The sequence below is a fragment of the Planococcus massiliensis genome, from assembly GCF_000821325.1.
GTDB classification, from domain to species: domain Bacteria; phylum Bacillota; class Bacilli; order Bacillales_A; family Planococcaceae; genus Planococcus; species Planococcus ruber.
The window spans coordinates 2,775,864-2,794,861 of record NZ_CCXS01000001.1 but is presented as its reverse complement, the minus strand read 5'-3'; the positions used below and the strand labels follow the sequence as shown (position 1 = coordinate 2,794,861).

Sequence of the window (18,998 nt, the reverse complement as noted above, 5' to 3'; positions counted from 1 at the left end):
AAAACGAACAGTTCCAAAATGAACAGTTTAATTTCGAATAGAAAGAGGCGGCGATATGATTCAGCAAGATGAAAAGTTTTTAAAGTCGGCGCAGTTACTGCGTTCATTTGCCGGCATTCACCGGAATATGATTCGCTACGTCCAGAAGACGGCAGCGGACCACGGGTTGTCGATGCCGCAGTACACGATTCTGATGGCGCTCGCGAGAACGGCAGAAATGACCCAGAAAAAGATTGGGAAGAAGACCATGCTTCCAAAAAGCACCTTGAGCCAAGCAGTTGACGGATTGGTGCGGGATGGCTTGATTGACCGAGAACAAGTGGAAGGCAACCGGCGGGAAACGCTGCTGTCGCTGAGCCCGCTCGGTGCCGAATTGATCGAGAAGATTCATCAGCATGAAGGCGGCGTCCATCAAGTGTTTCAGGAAGTCACGGAGTCGCTGACGGATGAGCAATACGAAAAATTGCTGGAAGTCCATCAGCAAATCAACGAAAAGTTAACGAATACACGACAAGAGGAGCGGCATAAATGCTGAAAATATTAAAGAATTTAGCACCGTATAAATGGTTTGTCGCAGCCGTTGTTTTATTGATCTTCGGGCAGTCGATGGCGGATTTGTTCTTGCCGACCTTGATGGCCGATATTATCGACAACGGAGTAGTCAAAGGCAATATTCCGTACATTTGGGAAATCGGCGGCTGGATGCTGCTCATCTCGGCTCTTGGAGCTGTCGCAGCAATTTGTGCCAGCTTTTATTCATCCAAAGCGGCAATGGGGATGGGACGCGATTTGCGCCGCAAAGTCTTCAGCCACGTCGAGAAATTTTCGCTGCAGGAATTCGATGAAGTCGGAACGGCGTCGCTTATTACGCGGACGACGAACGACATCACGCAAATCCAGCAAGTGGTCATCATGCTCCTGCGGATGGTCATCAGCGCACCGATTATGCTGACCGGCGGATTGATCATGGCGATTTCAAAAGATGCGAAGTTGTCGCTGGTCATTGTCGCTGCAATGCCGGTGCTGGTCGGTGCCATCCTGCTCATCCTGAAAAAAGGGGTGCCGCTTTTCCAGGAAGTCCAGAAACGCTTGGACCGCTTGAACTTGGTGCTCCGTGAAAACTTGACGGGCATCCGGGTCGTGCGTGCGTTCAACCGGGAAACGGAAGAAAAAGCACGGCTCCAAAAAGCGAACCGCGATTTGACCGATGTGTCGATTCGGGTCAATAAAATCATGGCGTTCATGATGCCCATCATGATGCTCGTCATGAACTTGACGGTTGTCGGAATCATCTGGTTCGGCGGCATCCGCATCGACAACGGCGGCATGCAGATCGGGGATTTGATGGCGTATATCCAATACGTCATGATGATCATGTTCGCGCTCGTCATGGCATCCATGATGTTCATGATGGTTCCGCGTGCTGCCGTTTCAGCGAAGCGGATCAATGAAGTATTGGAAATGAAACCGGCGTTCCAGGATTTGGGCAATAAAACAGCGGACCGCGAACGCGGCACGCTGGAATTCGACAACGTCACTTTCAGCTACCCGGGTGCGGAAGAGCCAGCGTTATCTAATATCAGCTTCAAAGCGAAGCCGGGTGAAATCACGGCAATCATCGGCGGGACCGGTTCCGGCAAATCCACTTTGATCAATTTGATTCCGCGCTTCTACGATATTTCAGAAGGGGCCATTCGCGTCAACGGCGTCGATATTCGCCAAGCGACGCAAGATGAAGTCCGTTCGAAACTCGGCTTTGTGCCGCAGAAAGCGATTCTGTTCACAGGTTCGATTGCGGACAATATCCGTTTCGGCAAGCCTGATGCAACGCCAGCCGAACTGGAGCACGCGGCATCGATTGCCCAGGCAACCGAATTCATCAGCGGGTTAAAAGAAGGCTATGAAACGGAACTGGAGCAAGGCGGCTCGAATTTATCCGGCGGGCAGAAACAGCGGCTCGCGATTGCGCGTGCGCTTGTCCGGAAACCGGATATTTATATATTTGACGACAGCTTCTCTGCGCTGGATTTTAAAACCGATGCCAAGCTGCGTGCAGCATTAAGAGACGAAACAAAAGATGCGACCGTTCTATTGGTGGCGCAGCGCGTCAGCACGGTCGTCGATGCCGACCGCATCATCGTTCTTGAAAAAGGGCGCATAGCGGGCATGGGCACACACGAAGAATTAATGAAAAACAACGAAGTTTACCGAGAAATCGCGTATTCCCAGCTGTCAGAGGAGGAAATCGCATGAGCAATGGAAAACGGCCCCAAGGCCGGCCCGGCGGCGGACATCCGGGCGGGCCTCCTGGCATGTCGATGCCCGGGGAAAAGCCGAAAAACTTCAAAGCGACATTCAAGCGTTTATTGCGCTACTTAAAACCGCGCCAAAACCGGCTGATCGCTGTATTTATTGCCGCCATCCTATCGACGGTCTTCATGATCGTCGGCCCGAAAATCATGGGGATGGCCATCACCGAATTGTTTGAAGGGGCGTACAATAAGCTGACCGGAACCGGCACGGGCATCGATTTCGGCACCATCGGCCAGATCCTGATGCTGCTCGCGGGGCTCTATGTGTTCAGCAGCCTTTTCAATTACATCCAGCAATACGTCATGTCGACGGTCGCGCAGGATACGGTTTATGACCTTCGGCAAGATGTGAATAAAAAATTGGAAAAGCTGCCGCTCCATTATTTCGACAGCCGGCCAAACGGCGAAATCCTGAGCCGCATGACAAACGACATCGATACGATCGGCAGCACCTTGCAGCAAAGTTTGACGCAATTCATCACGTCCGTCGTGACGCTCGTCGGGATCATCATCATGATGCTGACGATCAGTCCGTGGCTGACGCTGATTGCCTTCGTTTCGCTGCCGCTATCTTTATTCGTCATCCAGCCGATTTTGAAACGGTCGCAAAAGCAATTCGCGAACCAGCAGAAATCACTCGGTGAATTGAACGGCCACATCGAAGAAATGTACACCGGCCATTCCGTCGTAAAAGCATTCGGCCATGAGAAAAAAGCGGTTGCGCAATTCGATGAAGTCAATGAAGAATTGTACGAAGCGGGACGGAGAGCCCAGTTTATCTCGGGGATCATTCAGCCGCTGATGACGTTGATCGGGAACTTCAGCTACGTCGTCATCAGCGTCGTCGGCGGGATTCTTGTCACCCAGCGGGCCATTTCGATCGGGGATATCCAGGCGTTCATTACCTACTCGAAACAGTTTACGCAGCCGATCATGCAGACGGCGAACATCGCAAACATCATCCAATCGACTGTCGCTGCTGCGGAACGCGTCTTCGAGCTGCTCGATGAAGAAGAAGAGAAGAAAGAAAGCACGGCGCTGCACTTGGAACGCGCGAAAGGCGAAGTCGTTTTCGAAAACGTCGATTTCGGCTACGGCGAAGACTTGCTGATCGAGGACATGAACATCCAAGTTGCACCAGGCCAGACCGTCGCGATTGTCGGGCCGACCGGTGCCGGCAAGACGACGTTGATCAATTTGCTGATGCGGTTCTATGAATTGAACGGCGGCAAAATCGAAATCGACGGCCTCGACACGCGGGACATGTCGCGCAATGAGCTGCGCCAAAACTTCGGGATGGTGCTGCAGGATACGTGGCTCTTCAACGGCACGATCCGCGACAACATCGCCTACGGCAAAAACGGCGCAACCGAAGAAGAAATCGTCGCCGCAGCGGATGCGGCGCACGCCGATCATTTCATCCGGACATTGCCGGACGGCTACGATACCGTATTGAACGAAGAAGCGTCGAATATTTCGCAAGGCCAGAAGCAATTGTTGACGATTGCGAGAGCGATCCTCGCCGATCCGCCGATCATGATCCTGGACGAAGCGACATCAAGTGTGGATACGCGCACCGAAATCTTCATCCAAAAAGCGATGAACCGCCTGATGGAAGGGCGCACAAGTTTTGTCATCGCCCACCGGTTGTCGACTATCAAAGACGCGGATCTGATTCTGGTGATGGACAAAGGGAATGTGATCGAACAAGGAACGCATACAGAATTGCTCGAACAAGACGGCTTCTATGCCGATTTATACAATAGCCAATTTGATGAGAAAGTGGCGATTTAAGAGGAGACCCCTTGCGCAGGTGATGCGTGAGGGGTTTTTATTGTGTGGGGTGATTTCGAGATTGAATGGGGTGAATTCAGATGGAGTTTGGGTGATTTCGCAAGGGAAAAGGGTGATTTCGAGTGAGTTTGGGGTGATTTCGCAAAGTTAGGGGGAACTCATCGTAATTATAGAGCAACTCATCCAATTTTGAGGGAAACTCAAGAAAATTTGCGAGCAACTCGCCAAGAAAATCAAAAGATCAATTTGAAAAAGCCATCGCCAAAGCGAGGGCTTCCTTTTAAGAGCTTGGCTGTTTTTCGCGAGCGAAAAACAGCCAATTTTAGGCATACAGCGGGTTTTTGCAAACAAAGATTCTCTTACCTGAAAGTGTCAACAAAGCATAAAAAATAAAATAATTTTAATTTAAAAAATATTCTACCAATTTAAAAGTGATTATGCTATCATGGTAAAAAGTTTAATAAAACTAGAATTATTACTGTTGCACTGTATTTTTGGAAGGGAAAGGTACTCGAATATGGATGGAATTTATCAAAAAATCAAGAATTTAAGAATTGAGAAAGGTCTTACTTTAAAAGATCTTAGTGAGAAAACAGAACTATCCGTCAGTTTTTTGTCTCAAATTGAAAGAGGTTCTTCTTCCCTTGCCATTACTTCTTTAAAGAAAATTGCCGATGCGTTTTCAGTCCCAATCACTTTTTTCTTTGATTCAGATACAAACCATAATTACATGCTGAAGGAAGAAGACCGCAAGCCGTTTAAATTAGAAGGAGCTTCAACCACGTATACACGGTTGAACGGGGAATTCGGAGGGCGTTCGTTAGAACCCTTGCTTGTGACCCTAGCTCCTAAGCAAACACAAACACAAACTTCAGATCATCCTGGTGAAGAATTTTATTACGTATTAAAGGGTGCAGCTTTATTTAAAGTAGATGGAAAGGAATATTTCGTCAGAGAAGGGGATTCTATTCACTATCCTTCAGAAGTTCCGCATTCTTGGGAAAATCCATTAAATGAAGAGACGGTTATTCTCTGCGTACTGACACCAGTGATATTTTAAATCAATAAGAAAGAAGGGGAATATTGATGAGAGTGGCTACTGATATTGGAGGAACTTTTACGGATTTGGTTTATGTGGATGATAACGGAAAAGTCGGAGTGGCAAAAAGCCATACGACACCTCCGAATTTTGAACAAGGGGTCATCGATGTAATTGAAAAAAGCGGCATTGACCAGCAGGACATTGAAACATTCATTCATGGAACCACGGTCATCATTAACGCCTTAACTGAACGTAAGGGAGTTAAGACAGGTTTAATTACCACTAAAGGGTTTCGAGATGTAATTGAAATCGCGCGGGGAAATCGGCCGGATCTCTTCAATGTCCGCTACAAGAAACCGGTTCCATTTGTAGAACGTTATTTACGCCAAGAAGTTGAAGAACGCCTGAACCAAAAAGGGGAAGTCATAACTCCACTCAATATTAACCAGATTACCGAACTCATCGAATACTTTAAAAAAGAACAAGTTGAAGCACTCGCAGTTTCTTATTTGCATGCCTATAAAAATCCTGAGCATGAACAACAGACTGTTGAGTTGATCCAGCAGCTGTGGCCGGAAGTTGCTGTGACGGCTTCCCACGAAGTCACTAAAGAGTGGCGCGAATACGAGCGCACGAATACAGCAGTTTTGAACTCTTATGTAAAGCCAATCGCTTCAAGCTATATTAACCGCTTGAACAATAAACTCGTCGAGAACGATGCTGACAGTTTCAATTATATTATGCAGTCGAATGGCGGTACAACGACGTTCGAACAGGCAAAAAAGACACCAATCAATATGGTGGAATCCGGACCTGTTGCAGGGATTTACGGTGCAGCATATCTTGGGGAAATCATCGGGGAGAAAAATGTTATCGCATTTGACATCGGTGGGACAACTGCCAAATGTTCATTGATCAGCAACGGGGAAGTTAAAGTTTCCACAGATTATTACATTGAAAAAGATGATTTAAATGCAGGATATCCGATCAAATCACCGGTGGTTGATATTGTTGAAATCGGCAATGGTGGAGGTTCTATCGCCTGGATCGACGAAGGCGGTTCGTTGAAAGTCGGCCCGCATTCAGCTGGAGCGGTGCCGGGGCCGGTCGCTTACGGACAAGGTGGAACTGAGCCGACAACTACTGACGCTAATTTGCTGACTGGACGCTTGTCGCCCGAAAACTTCGACTACCAGGTCAATTTGGAATCGGTGAAGCAAGCGATCCATGACAAAGTATCTAAAGTTTACGGTTTGACCGAAGAAGAAGGAGCACTCGGCATCATCCGTATCGCTAATGCTAATATGCTAAATGCTTTAAAACTCATTTCGGTCCGCAAAGGCTACGATCCGAGGGATTTCACCCTAGTGGCATTTGGTGGAGGAGGTTCTATGCATGCACCAGCCCTTGCGCGTGATTTGGGAGTAAAAAAAGTCGTTGTTCCAGTTGCTTCATCTGTCTTTTCTGCGTGGGGAATGCTCATGACAGATTTGCGCCATGATTACATTCAGACATACATCAACCGTCTTCAGGATATTGACTTAAGCGAGTTGAATAACGAATGGAATAAACTCGAATCACAAGCGAAAGAGCAGTACGCAGAAGAAAATGTAAAAGAAGAAGAAATTGTCTTCAACCGATTTGTTGATATGCGCTATTCAGGACAGGAACATACAGTGAAAGTGCCATTGGCAGGAGGGGTTATTAACGGAGAGACAATCACAGATGTGATTGCTCTGTTCCATGAATTGCATGAGCAGAGTTTCACATTCAAATTGGTCGAAGCACAGACAGAAATTGTCAATTTACATTTAACTGCTTTTGGTTCTGTCCAAAAGCCCGAACTTCAAAAACTTGAAGTGGAGAATCGGCCGTTAGAATCGGCATTGAAAGAAACAAGAAATGTTTTCTATGAAAATGAAGGCTGGGTGCCGACTAAAGTTTATCACCGTGATTTGCTTGTACCTGGGATGAAGATCGAGGGACCGGCGATTGTCGAAGAACCGACAGCCACTACGGTTTTCTATACCGGACAAACCTTGTCGGTTGATGCTTACGGAAACTTACTAATCGAGTTGGAGGTGCAATAAGATGACAGCTATGAGCCAAGTGAAGGTCGATCCGTTTACGATTGAAATCGTCAAAGATTCTTTAATTGCCATTGGGGACGAAATGTTTCATGCACTGGCACGTACATCGATGAGTCCGATTATCTATGAAGTTTTGGATTATGCGAGCGGTTTAACAGATGCTAAAGGACAGTTATTGACCCAAGGAAATGGTGTTACCGGATTTATTGGAATGTTGACGTTCATGGTGAAAGAAACTTTAAATAAATTTGGCGAAGAAGGATTAAATGAAGGGGATATCATTATCATCAACGATTCGTATGTTGGCGGCGGTTCACATTTATCGGATGTCGGATTGGTGATGCCGATTTTCCACGAAGGAAAACTAGTTGCATTTTCTGCCAACAAAGCACATTGGACTGATGTCGGAGGTAAAGATCCTGGTTCATTCAGCAATGACGCTACAGAAATTTACCAGGAAGGGCTGCAATTTCCATGCGTCAAATTATTCGATGAAGGCAAACTGAATCAATCAGTTCTAGACATTATAAAAGTGAATATCCGTTTCCCGGATTTATCAATCGGGGACTTATGGGCTCAAGTAGCGGCGCTTCGGACAGGTGATAAACGCGTGAAAGAACTATGTGAAAAAAATGGAGCAGAAGTTGTGCAAGCATCCATTGACCACCATTTGGACCATGGAGAACAGATGGCAAGAAAAGAATTGGCCAAACTGCCAAAAGGTGAATTTTATGCAGAGGATTTCGTCGATGACGACGGTTTCGAAAATGGTCCTTTTCCAATTAAAGTGAAAGTGACCATTACTGATGACAAATTCATCTGTGATTTCCGCGGAAGCCATCCGCAAGTGCCTGGTCCAGTAAACTGCACTTATACAGGGCTTGTATCTGCTGTTCGCACAATTTTTCTGGCAGCTACAAATCCCTCGCAGGATGTAAACGATGGAGTTTTCCGTCCGCTTGAAATCATTACCGATCCGAAATCAATTCTTGCTGCCGAGCGCCCAGCTCCGGTATCGATTTACTGGGAGAGTATGCAAGGAGGCGCAGATCTTGTGTGGCAGGCATTGGCACCTTCCCTTCCGGAACGATTGTCTGCGGGCCAATTATTATCAGTTTGTGCAGTGACTTTATCAGGAGATCACCACGAAACAAATGAACCATTCCTGATTGTAGAGCCTTCAGCAGGCGGGTGGGGAGCTGCGAAAGGGCAGGACGGTGCAAGAGGACAGTTCTGCATCGGTGATGGCGAAACCTATAACGTTCCAGTTGAAGTAGCCGAAACACGCTATGGTGTCATGATTGACGAATACAGTCTCCGGACGGATGGAGCAGGGGCAGGCCAATATATTGGCGGGGCAGGAGTGACCCGAGCTTATCGCGCTATGGCAGATAAACAATTCGTATCAGCGACATTCGGCCGCAATAAATATTTGCCATGGGGATTAAATGGCGGGGAACAAGGTTCTCCGAATGAATTCACTATCGAAAAGGCTAATGGCGAAAAAGATGGTCCATTTGGCATTTATCCACGGTATCCGTTAAATAAAGACGACGTCGTCAAACTGATGACGGCAACAGGCGGCGGATACGGAGAGCCGAAAAAACGACCGGCAGAACAAGTTGCAAGAGATGTGAAGAATGAATACCTCACGGTCGAACAAGCAAAAGAAGTATTTGGAGTCATTGTCAATGAAGAGACATTTGAAGTGGACGGTTTAATCGGGAGAGGAGCATAAGCATGGACATTTTAAACATCAAAGAGTTGGAACAGCAAGGCAATGAAGCATATTCAATGCATACCATATTTGAAGAGAAGCAATCTGAAATGACAGTCAAGGTAGGGCATGTTGTCATACGTCCCGGCGAAACAGTGCCATTATCCGGAGTTTCAAAACATGAAGAAAACGAATACTCAGTTATTGTCAAAGGCTCACTCGTTACTGAAATCGATGGCAAGCAATATCGCGTTTCAGCCGGACAAGCCACCTACATTCCAAAAGGAGAAGAACATATAGCGGTTAATGATGGCAAGGAAGACTGTGAACTGGTCTTTGTCATGGTCGGTTAATTAGATAAACAAATCATCAAACCAAAAGGGGGATTGAAAATGGGAAAAAAGGGCTCAACAAATGCAGTAGGAAAAGATGAAGCTTTAGCAGCGATTCCAGGGGATAAACGTCAGCACTGGCTGACACCAGCAATGATTTTTGGAGGATTGGAATTTACAATACCTGTCCTGATGGTAGGGGCGACACTTGCAGGTGCATTCGGCATGTCGGAGATTTTCTGGATACTGCTTGTTTCTTTATTTATTATCCAATGGATCGGCAATGCGGTTGCTGGATACATCGGTGCCAAAACAGGCCGTTCTTCTTCCGTTATTGCCCGTACCAGTTTTGGAGCTGCCCAAGCTAGATTTATCGTCGGAATGACCATTTTCATTGTGTCTCTCGGATGGTGGGCTTTACAGACAGCGGTTGCCGGAAATGCCATATCAGCCATGCTCGGCATTGACTATGAAAATGAATTTATGCCGTGGGCGATTGTTACTGTAATTGTAGGCTTGCTGTTCGCAATCCCATCTATCATTGGTTATGGTTCAATGAAATGGACCGATTACATTGCAGTTCCAGCAGGACTTTTGTTAATCATTGGCGGTATTTTTTATGCGCTTCAAAATACAGGCTGGAGCACTATTATGTCATGGCGTCCGGAACCATCCATGACTTTCCTTGCTGCATTGAGCCTGGTAATCGGAATCAATGTTTCGCAGTGGGTGATCGCTTCCGATTATACACGTTATGCAAAACCGAAAGTTAAAGACAACGTTCTAATTCCGCTGGGTATTATCGCTGTTGGGTTCCCGTTATTCTATGTCGGTGCTATCATGTCAGTCGGTGTTGGAGATGCAGATATCGTAAATGTCATGATGAATCTTGGCTTCCCGGTTTGGGGCTTCCTGATCCTTTGGTTTGCGACTTGGACAAGCCAATTAGTCAATAACTATAGTATGGGCTTGGCTATGGCGAATATCTTCAATGTCAATTCTAATAAAGGCCGTGCTATTTTGACATTGATCGGTACTATCATCGCGATCATTATCGCTTTAGCAGGAATTCTGGATTATTTCATGGACTTCCTTTATATGACGGCATTGATCTATCCAGCTATTGCAGGAGTCATGATGGCTGATTTCTTCTTTATCCGAAAGCAGCAATGGGTGGACAATAAAGGGTGGAACTGGATGGCAACGATTGCGCTTGTAGTTGGGGTGCTGGTCGGTTATTTAACACAGTACGTCAATACGTTCGGAATTCCAGCTGTCCAATCGTTAATCGCATCAGGAATTGTTTACTTCGCAGTAATGAAAGTAAAAGCGGCCGTCAAACCTGATCACTTCACAGGGCTAGTTAAGGCAGAAGCAACAAATCCTGAATTGGATCAGAAGACAGAATTGGTTTAAAAGATTAAGGAATTTATTTTTTACGAGCACCTGATTGAAATATTAGAATAAAAAAGCCATCGCCAAAGCGATGGCTTCCTTTTAAGAGATTGGATGTTTTTCGCGAGCGAAAAACATCCGCTTTTAGGCATACAGCGGGTTTTCGCAAACAAACTGGCGGATTCCGCAAACAAACTTCAATATTGCGCAAATAACCATGCGTATTGCGCAAACAAAAGCAGTTATTCCGCAAACAAAGTCTAAAATCCCGCAAACATACCACATTCCGCCGTCACTCAAAACGCCCTCAAACTAAAAAAGCCTGAAGAGGATCCCATCCTCTCCATGCCTTATGTATCGCTTCTCAAACCAAGCTCCAATTTCTTTTTTTCAAGCGCTACTTGATCGCGCTTCAGTTCAATCTCAGCCAACTTCACTTTTGCCTTTTTGTTCATTTCAAAACCGATCAAGAAAAGAAAGCCGAGGCCAAGAATGGTGCCCATCATCAATAAGTCCATCAAATCGCCTCCGTAATTAAAATACGGAAGAGCACGTGAAAAGTTTCAAATGATTAACAAATTGTCATTTCGCCCATTTCAATCTCGCCGCTTTGGTCGTTGACAAAGTCTTTGCCGGACGCGCAATTCGCCTCGTTTTCCCACTCCACGACATACCTGCCCTTGGCATGTTCGACGGAAACCAATTGAACCTTGCCGATAGGTCCTTCATGATCATCAAGCACAATTTCCACTGCTTGTGTCTCGGTAATCTTCGCCTCTCCATAAAAGCAGCCTGATAAAACCAAAACCGCACCGCTCAATAAAACCAGCAAGCTCTTCATTGCCATCACTCCTTTTCCAGTAGACGGAAACGGCTCAAAAGAAGTTACATCAATGGAACGCCGCCAGCATTTCAGCCAGCAAATAAGCCGCCAGTTTTGCCGTCTTGCCGTGTTCATCAAGTTCCGGATTGACTTCACATAAATCGAAGCTGATGATCTTTTCGTTCGCGACGATATGCCACAGCAATTGCCGCACGATGGCCGGCTCCAATCCGAAAGGCGACGGGGCCATGACGCCGGGTGCATACAACGAAGACAAGGCATTCATCGACAGGCTTAAGAAAACCGCATCGTGTTCACCGCAAAATGCATCGATGACGGATTGCGCTTGCTGGATATTGCCCATGGCAAACTCTTCCGCCAAGACAAAGCGGACACCCAATTCTTCAGCTTTATTGAACAATGTGCGGGTATTCGCAAGCGGCTGGATGCCGAGTGCCAGCACTCCGCTGTTTGCATCGGCTTCAAGAATTTGGCGGAACATCGAGCTTGCGTTCGGCGGCTCCGCATCGCGCAAATCAAAATGCGCATCGATGGTGATGATGCCAATTTTTGCTTCAGGCCCAGCAAAACGGCGAACGCCTAAATAATGGCCATATGCCGTTTCGTGGCCGCCGCCCAGAATAATCGGAATCGTCGATTGCAGCAGGCGTTCGACATGTTCGCCGAGTTCGCGCTGCGCTTTTTCCATCGCATCGCCTTTGCACATCACGGCACCGGTATCGATCGTCTTTCGGTCGCCGAGGTGATAAGGGAGATCGGCCAAATGGCGGCGGATTTCGTTCGAAGCTTCCGCAGCCCCCGGTTTGCCGCCGAGGCGCCGAACGCCTTCGTCGCATTCAAACCCGAGAATGGCAAAAGGCGAGCCTTCAACCGGCACTTCATCGGTGCCCAGAAACTCGATTGCCTGGTGAAAATAAAAACTGTTGCGGTCGGTTTTACTGTCGATGCGGCCATGCCAAAAATGTGATTTCGGTAATTTATACAAATCCAACACCCCCGGATTGATGGAATTTTATCGTGTTCTTATTCCTTATTGTAATGAATTTTTGATTTCTTTGCTCAAAAAAATCCCCTCAGAAAGAGAAATCTGAGGGGATTGCGTGTTTTATTCTTTTTCGGTCACGAACGTTACAACCAAGAACAGGAAGAACGCGATCAGCAGCAAGCTGCCGCCGACGATAAAGTAAATCATAACGAAGGTTTCATTCCAATTGAACGGGTTCAAATTATACAGCCACATGCCGCTCGTCAGCATGAACGCACCAGCCATAGCGAAGATGCTGTGAATCGTGACGAGCATTTTGAAGCGAACTGTGTAGACGCGGTAGAAAATGCCCCAGGCAAAAACCGACAGCCAGCCGACTAGCAAAATATGTGCGTGGATCGGGCGAAGGGAATAGTCCATTTCCCCGGCCATCATCGATCCGATAAATGTACCGAACAGCCCGAAGACTGCTGCAAATTGAATCAATCGTAAACTCCAAACTTTTTCCATGAAAAAAATTCCTCCTAATGTGTTTCGTCTAATGTAAAACGGATGGTGAAGAGGCTGCCGACACCGACTTCACTGTTAACGTCAACCATCCCGTGATGCAAAGCGACAATCTGTTGGACAATGGATAGCCCAAGTCCCGTGCCGTCTTTTTTGCGGGCGGCATCGACCCTGTAAAAGCGGTCGAACAGCTGGCCGATTGCCGGTTCGCTGATTCCGATGCCGCTGTCTTTAAACTCCACAACCACTTCCTGCTCGAATGATTGCAAGGTGATTTCAATGCTGCCACCGGGTTTATTGTACTTAATGGCATTGGTCAATAAATTCTCCCAGACGTTTTCGAGCAGTTCAGCATCCCCAAAGAACGAGAGGGGGGCGAGCTTATAAGAAATGTCGATGTCTTCTTCTTCCAGGCGCCAGCGGTATTTCTGGACGACGCGCTTCAATTGTTCATCGAGCGGGAACGCTTTTTGTTTCATCGGATACGCGCCTTGGTCAAGTGAAGTGAGCAGCAGCAATTGCCGCGTCAAACTCGATAGCCGCTTCGCTTCCTGGTCGATGATGGCGGTGTAGGCGAGCCGGTCGCTTTCCGGCAGGTTCGGCGACGCCAGCAGATCCGCATAGCCTTGGATGTTCATAAGCGGCGACTGGAAATCGTGCGACACATTGCTGATAAATGATTTGCGCGCGAGATCGTTATGCTTCAATTGCGTCTGCATCAAGTTAAAGCTCTCCGACAATTGGCCGATTTCATCGTTTCGCTGGATATCCAGCGGGTAATTGTAGTTTTCCTGCGCGATGTGTTTGGTCGCTTCGGTCAATTGGACAATCGGGCGGGTCAATTGCCGGGCGAGCCAAATCATGCCGGCAATGCTGACGATCGCAATGGCCAAGACAAAAGCGATCAACACCGAATGGATATCAGCGCCGACCAATTTCGTATCTGGACGGATAAAGAGCCCATACGCATCACCTTCAAAAGTGAAAGGCACCCCGACGGTATTATGAAGCTGGTTGGTAAAATGGGCAATCATGAAAATCCTGCTCGACAAATTGTCGAGGCCCTTATAAATTTCGCCATCCGTCAAGACGCGCTCGGCTTCCTCCGGCAATTCGGTATTGTCAAAAGCGTCTCCGTAAAAGGTCTTTTGCCCAGTACTGTCAACGATGGCTATTTGATAGCCGAGATTCGACACCGACTCCAGGTAGCTGTTAAAACTGTCTTGAGAATGCGGTGCCATATTCAGGCTGGAGACAATTTCTTCTGCAATATCAAGATTCTGTTCGGTTGCCTGTTCTTTCATGACCGTCAAATAGAAGGCGTTCGCCAATGTAAAGCCGATCACAACGGCAACGAGCAAAATGAACAAGGTTGCAACGATAAACTGGCGGTATAAAGTTTTCATTTCGGTGCCTCGAGCTTATAGCCGATGCCGCGAAGCGTATGGATTTCAACATCGGCCCCGTAGCGTTTCAGCCGGTCGCGGATGCGGTTGATATGCGTATTCAAGGTCATTTCGTTGCCATCATGGTCTTCGCCCCAGACATATTCCATCAAAAGGGGGCGCGGCGTTGCCTGATTGGCGCGCGACACGAGAAGCGACAGCAATTCGAACTCCTTCAGCGGCAAGATCAAAGTTTCATGGCCGATCGCCACTTCGAAATTGCGGCGGTTAATCGACACATTGCCCGCCTGCAAGTTTTCCTGCACCGCACGTTCAGAACGCCGAAGCACGACCGCTACCCGGAACAGCAATTCTTTCGGCTCAAACGGTTTCACCATATAATCTTCGCTACCCGATAAAAAGCCTTTTTCTTTGTCTTCCAACTGGCCTTTCGCGGTCAATAAAATCACCGGAATCGATAAGTCCTGCGTCAGGATCCGGGTCAATTCAAAGCCGTCCATGCCGGGCATCATCACGTCGACAATCGCCAAATCGACCTGGACTTCCTCTAACAGCAATAAGGCTTCTGCCGCATCATTGGCGCGGAACACCATATAGCCTTCTTTTTCAAGGTGGATTACGACCAATTGCTGGATATATAAGTCGTCGTCAACGACTAGTATTTTCATTGAGAATCCTCCTGTCAGTAAAAAGTCCGGCGCATACGCCGGCCGGACTCTCTTATTATGAAGGGTTTACTTATCTTTTTCAAAAAACAATATCAATGCCGGAAGCAGCATGCCGCGCACTAAGAACGTATCGATCAAAATACCGATCGAAACCATGAAGCCGAAAACGAATAAATCGGCGATAGGCATCGTCGTCAAAGCGGCGAATGTAGCGGCCAAGATGATGCCGGCAGAAGAAATGACGCCGCCGGTATTCCGAATGGCGATTTCAAGGGCATCTTTGACTTTGTGCATTTTGCGTTCTTCCATGAAGCGTGAGACCAAAATGATGTTGTAATCGATGCCAAGCGCGACCAGGAAGATGAACGCATAGACCGGAACGCGGGTACTGATCGCTTCATAGCCGAATAGCACATCGACAAGGAAAATCCCGAGACCAAGTGCCGATACATAAGACAAGAGAATCGTTGCCATCATGTAAATCGGCATTTTCCACGAACGGGTCAAGGCGAACAGCAGCACAAGGATCAATAAAGTCTCGAGTATGACAATCTTATAAATGTCGCTATTATTTACTTCGCGTTCATCAACGAGTTTCGGTGTGATGCCGCCGAAATACGTATCGCCGTCAATTGACGCGTCTTCAAGCAAGGCGTCGCTGTCGCCGCGCAATTTCTCGACGAAATCAAGCGCTTCGGTCGAATACGGGTTGAGCGACAAGGCGACGCTGTATTTCACAGCGGTGCTGTCTTCCGTCTGGCCGGACAAACGGGCCGACGCAACTTCGTCGTAAGCCATCAATTGTTCAGAAAGGGCAGCAGCTGCTTCTTCTGAAATCGGTTCATCGCTTTCCACCAGCAAAGTGGACGGGGCGATTTCGCCTTTATCGAAATTTTGTTCAACAATTTCATAGCCGACACGGGAAGGCATGTCTTCAGGGAATGACTTCACCGTATCAAATTCAAAATCCAGGTTCAGCACGTTCAAAGCTGAAATAATCATCAAGACAGCGACAAGTCCACCGGAAAGCAGGGGTTTATTGACCACAAATTTTGCGACCGGCCCCCAGATGCCGTGTTTCACTTCTTTTGCTTGGCCGTATTTCGGCACTTTCGGCCAGAACGCCTTGCGGCCGAATAGCGTGAAGAGCGCAGGGATCAACGTTATAGACGCAATCATGATGATGAATACAGCGGTTCCGAAGATCGGTGCGAAGTTCGCATAATCGCGGAAGTCTGCAAAGAACAAGATCAACATCGCTGCAAGAACGGTACCGCCGGCGAAGAACACCGGTTCACCCGTTGCGCGCATGGCGAATTTCATCGCTTTGTATTTGTCTTCGTAATGATTCAATTCCTCGCGGTAGCGGGAGAAAACGAATAGCGAGTAGTCGATGACTGCCGCAAAGAGCAAGATGCTCATGATCGACATCGTTTGGCTCGTCAATTCAAGTCCGGCAGATCCCATAAACGCCAATGTCTGGTTCACGACCTGGTACACAATGATGGTCGCGAGCAGCGGGATGAACGCGAGTAATGGCGAACGGTAAATCACGATCAACAGAACCAAAATGATCAACACCGTCGCGATCAATAAAACAAAATCCGCTTCTTCAAATAATTTCACCGTATCGCCGGCAATTCCAGCCGGCCCGGTGATGTAAAATTCCATATTGTCGTAGCCAGCAGCAATGTCGCTGCCGATATCAGAAGCTTCGTCGTTGATTTCCGCGAAGTCCGCACTGCCGAGTCCGGCTTCAAGCGTCATCGGGATGATCATCGTCGATTTGTCTTCAGAGAAGAATCCTTCAAGAGCAGGCGGGGGCAATTGGCTAATGTCGACAATCGAGTCGACGCCTTCAAGATTTGCCTCAGTGATGCCCGCAAGGATCTCCTTAGTGGCTTCCGGATCCACTTCGCCTTCGCTATTATGGAAGACTAAAATTCCCGGTGTCCCTTGGTCATTCGGGAAGTATTCCTTCAGTTTGTTGTCGGCGATGATCGATTCCGCATTATTCGGCAGCGATTGGAAATTCGCCACTTTGTAGTCGTTGAGGCGCAGGCCCATGCTGAGTCCGAGCATCAAGACCACCCAGAAGATCAACGTGATCGTCATCCCTTTTTTCGTCGAGACCCAATCCGTGATCGGGTTCAAAAATTTGTTCATCTTATGACACTCCTTTTCCAGTTTAAGAATGATACCTTCCATAGCATAGCCGACCAATATAAATTGAATATCAATTTTTCGTGGCGAGAATTTGAATAATAAAAGAAAGAATATTGTGTATAATCTCGCTTTAAAAGTGGTATAATTTGAATGAATTAGAAAGTATGTTCGGTTTTGTGGAGTCGATTTTGAAAGGGAGCGATTAGAGTGGAGAAAGTTTTATTCGTGGTGCTTGAAGAATATGCGGATTGGGAAGCGGCATCCGTTGCGGCAGCGTTGAACGAAAAGCCGGAACAAGGGGAAAAGAAGTATGAAGTGAAAACCGTATCGCTGACGAAAGAGCCCGTGACTTCCATCGGCGGCTTCCGGACATTGCCGGACTACGCACTCGATGAAGTGGAAGATGATTTTGCCGGATTGATTTTGATCGGTGGAAATTCGTGGCGGAAAGAAGAAAGCAAACCGGTCATTGAGCTGGTGCAACAAGCGTTGGATGCAGATAAAATCGTCGGAGCGATTTGCGACGGAACGGTCTTTCTTGGGATGAACGGCATTTTAAATAGCGGCGACCACACGAGCAATTATTTGCCGGAGCTGCAGGAAGCAGCAGGTGAAAATTACACAGGCGAAGGCCGCTATCTTGAGCAGCAGGCTGTGCGAGACGGCAACCTCATCACAGCGAACGGCTCCGCCTATCTGGAGTTCGGAAAAGAAGTTTTAACGGCACTCGAATCGGCGCCCCAAGAAGAAATCGACGAATGGTACGATTTCTTCAAAAAAGGCTATTACGAATTTTACGCAAGCAAATAAGGTTTTATTCGCATGCAAAAGCATCCTTTTGAAGGGTGCTTTTACAGTGTGTTGAAAAAGACAGAAACTAACTTAAGTTTCATTAAAGAATCTGATATTCCGCAAAACAGCTACGCTTTCCAGCGGGCTCACGCCCAATCCTCCTCGTTCGCTGCGCTCTCTGCGGTGTATCGGTCGACTCGCTAAGCCGCAGGAGTCTACGCTGTTTTGCTCCATATCTCTAGCACCGGTGCGGTTCCGGACTGGGCGGAGCAATAAGACGAGTGGTCTTCTCGGCTTATTGTGGGAGCCTTGTCCATAGCGCCGAAGTGCGGTTTATAGAAGCGGAAGCTCTAATTCAACGAGTTTCTTGACAACCTGCAACAGCATCCTTTTGAAGGGTGCTTTTTTGTCTGTCTGTGGGAGTTGGGAGTATTCAAGCGAAAGTCGGGAGTATTTCATAAGAAGTTGGGAGTAAATCAACTTCAAGATCCATCACAAAAAAAATAAGCGCGGTAAAAGCTTATTCTCACTAAGGATGTTTGAAATAATCTATATATGAGTATATACTAATATATACATATAGAAGAATCACCCGACAGAAAGCGAGGCGGAAGAGATGAAAGAAACCAACGATGCGCTAGCGCTCGACAACAACAGCGATTTGGACGAAAAGACTTTATTCGTCGTGTCCCAGACTTTTAAAGCATTGGGGGACCCGACGCGGATCCGGATTTTGAACTTGCTGGCCGAGCGGGAGTATGCGGTCAATGACATTGCCGAGACGTTGGATTTGCGGCAGTCGACGGTTTCGCATCAGCTCCGCTTCCTGAAGAATTTGCGGCTCGTGAAATACCGGCGTGAAGGCACGACCTTGTATTATTCGCAGGACGACGACCACGTCATGAGCCTGCTCAAGATGACGATCGATCATGCGAGCCACAACTAAGA

17 protein-coding genes are annotated in these 18,998 nt (G+C 47.4%); 10 read left to right on the top strand and 7 right to left on the bottom strand.

Features of this window, described 5'->3' with window-relative positions; all coding sequences use genetic code 11:
- The first annotated feature begins 55 nt into the window (after positions 1 to 55).
- The 8 genes from BN1080_RS13890 (at position 56) to BN1080_RS13855 (ending at position 10,703) form a co-directional block, all read left to right on the top strand.
- On the top strand, positions 56 to 535 hold the full coding sequence (locus BN1080_RS13890; RefSeq protein WP_052652923.1) for a MarR family winged helix-turn-helix transcriptional regulator: 480 nt from the start codon (positions 56 to 58) through the stop codon (positions 533 to 535).
- Entirely contained in the window at positions 529 to 2,253 is a 1,725-nt protein-coding gene (locus tag BN1080_RS13885) for an ABC transporter ATP-binding protein (RefSeq protein WP_052652921.1), read from the top strand. Before BN1080_RS13890 ends, BN1080_RS13885 begins: the two co-directional genes overlap by 7 nt.
- Positions 2,250 to 4,106 (top strand): ABC transporter ATP-binding protein, encoded by a 1,857-nt coding sequence (locus BN1080_RS13880; RefSeq protein WP_052652919.1) that lies wholly within the window; start codon positions 2,250 to 2,252, stop codon positions 4,104 to 4,106. The genes BN1080_RS13885 and BN1080_RS13880 overlap by 4 nt, the downstream gene beginning before the upstream one ends.
- 517 nt (positions 4,107 to 4,623) lie before the next feature.
- Positions 4,624 to 5,166, top strand: a complete 543-nt coding sequence (locus BN1080_RS13875; protein ID WP_052652917.1) for a helix-turn-helix domain-containing protein — start codon at positions 4,624 to 4,626, stop codon at positions 5,164 to 5,166.
- 26 nt (positions 5,167 to 5,192) lie between these two features.
- A complete protein-coding gene (locus BN1080_RS13870; RefSeq protein WP_052652915.1) occupies positions 5,193 to 7,238 on the top strand; it encodes a hydantoinase/oxoprolinase family protein in 2,046 nt (681 codons plus the stop codon).
- Between the two features lie 10 nt (positions 7,239 to 7,248).
- Complete coding sequence (locus tag BN1080_RS13865; RefSeq protein WP_407674807.1) at positions 7,249 to 8,976, top strand: hydantoinase B/oxoprolinase family protein; 1,728 nt, start codon at positions 7,249 to 7,251, stop codon at positions 8,974 to 8,976.
- A 2-nt stretch (positions 8,977 to 8,978) separates the two neighbouring features.
- Complete coding sequence (locus BN1080_RS13860; RefSeq protein WP_110925655.1) at positions 8,979 to 9,308, top strand: cupin domain-containing protein; 330 nt, start codon at positions 8,979 to 8,981, stop codon at positions 9,306 to 9,308.
- 39 nt (positions 9,309 to 9,347) lie between these two features.
- Positions 9,348 to 10,703 carry a purine-cytosine permease family protein gene (locus BN1080_RS13855; RefSeq protein WP_052652912.1) on the top strand — a complete coding sequence of 452 codons (1,356 nt, stop codon included), beginning with the start codon at positions 9,348 to 9,350 and terminating at the stop codon, positions 10,701 to 10,703.
- Positions 10,704 to 11,032: 329 nt separating this feature from the next.
- Here BN1080_RS13855 and BN1080_RS17270 read toward each other — a convergent pair whose 3' ends face one another.
- The 7 genes from BN1080_RS17270 to BN1080_RS13825 form a co-directional block, all read right to left on the bottom strand.
- On the bottom strand, positions 11,033 to 11,200 hold the full coding sequence (locus BN1080_RS17270; protein WP_199876628.1) for a hypothetical protein: 168 nt from the start codon (positions 11,198 to 11,200) through the stop codon (positions 11,033 to 11,035).
- 53 nt (positions 11,201 to 11,253) lie between these two features.
- A complete protein-coding gene (locus BN1080_RS13850) occupies positions 11,254 to 11,523 on the bottom strand; it encodes a hypothetical protein (protein WP_052652910.1) in 270 nt (89 codons plus the stop codon).
- Positions 11,524 to 11,572: 49 nt separating this feature from the next.
- The gene (gene hutG / locus BN1080_RS13845; protein ID WP_052652908.1) at positions 11,573 to 12,511 is read right to left on the bottom strand and encodes a formimidoylglutamase; all 939 of its coding nucleotides are present in this window, start codon (positions 12,509 to 12,511) and stop codon (positions 11,573 to 11,575) included.
- Positions 12,512 to 12,631: 120 nt separating this feature from the next.
- Positions 12,632 to 13,021 carry a hypothetical protein gene (locus tag BN1080_RS13840; protein WP_052652906.1) on the bottom strand — a complete coding sequence of 130 codons (390 nt, stop codon included), beginning with the start codon at positions 13,019 to 13,021 and terminating at the stop codon, positions 12,632 to 12,634.
- 14 nt (positions 13,022 to 13,035) lie between these two features.
- A complete protein-coding gene (locus BN1080_RS13835; RefSeq protein WP_052652904.1) occupies positions 13,036 to 14,424 on the bottom strand; it encodes a sensor histidine kinase in 1,389 nt (462 codons plus the stop codon).
- The gene (locus BN1080_RS13830) at positions 14,421 to 15,092 is read right to left on the bottom strand and encodes a response regulator transcription factor (protein ID WP_052652902.1); all 672 of its coding nucleotides are present in this window, start codon (positions 15,090 to 15,092) and stop codon (positions 14,421 to 14,423) included. Before BN1080_RS13830 ends, BN1080_RS13835 begins: the two co-directional genes overlap by 4 nt.
- 66 nt (positions 15,093 to 15,158) lie before the next feature.
- Positions 15,159 to 17,258, bottom strand: a complete 2,100-nt coding sequence (locus BN1080_RS13825; RefSeq protein WP_052652900.1) for an MMPL family transporter — start codon at positions 17,256 to 17,258, stop codon at positions 15,159 to 15,161.
- A 207-nt stretch (positions 17,259 to 17,465) separates the two neighbouring features.
- On the opposite strand from BN1080_RS13825, the gene BN1080_RS13820 reads away from it, so the two are divergent.
- Positions 17,466 to 18,068 (top strand): type 1 glutamine amidotransferase family protein, encoded by a 603-nt coding sequence (locus tag BN1080_RS13820; RefSeq protein WP_052652898.1) that lies wholly within the window; start codon positions 17,466 to 17,468, stop codon positions 18,066 to 18,068.
- A gap of 598 nt (positions 18,069 to 18,666) precedes the next feature.
- Positions 18,667 to 18,996 carry an ArsR/SmtB family transcription factor gene (locus tag BN1080_RS13815; protein ID WP_052652896.1) on the top strand — a complete coding sequence of 110 codons (330 nt, stop codon included), beginning with the start codon at positions 18,667 to 18,669 and terminating at the stop codon, positions 18,994 to 18,996.
- The last annotated feature ends 2 nt before the right edge of the window (positions 18,997 to 18,998 follow it).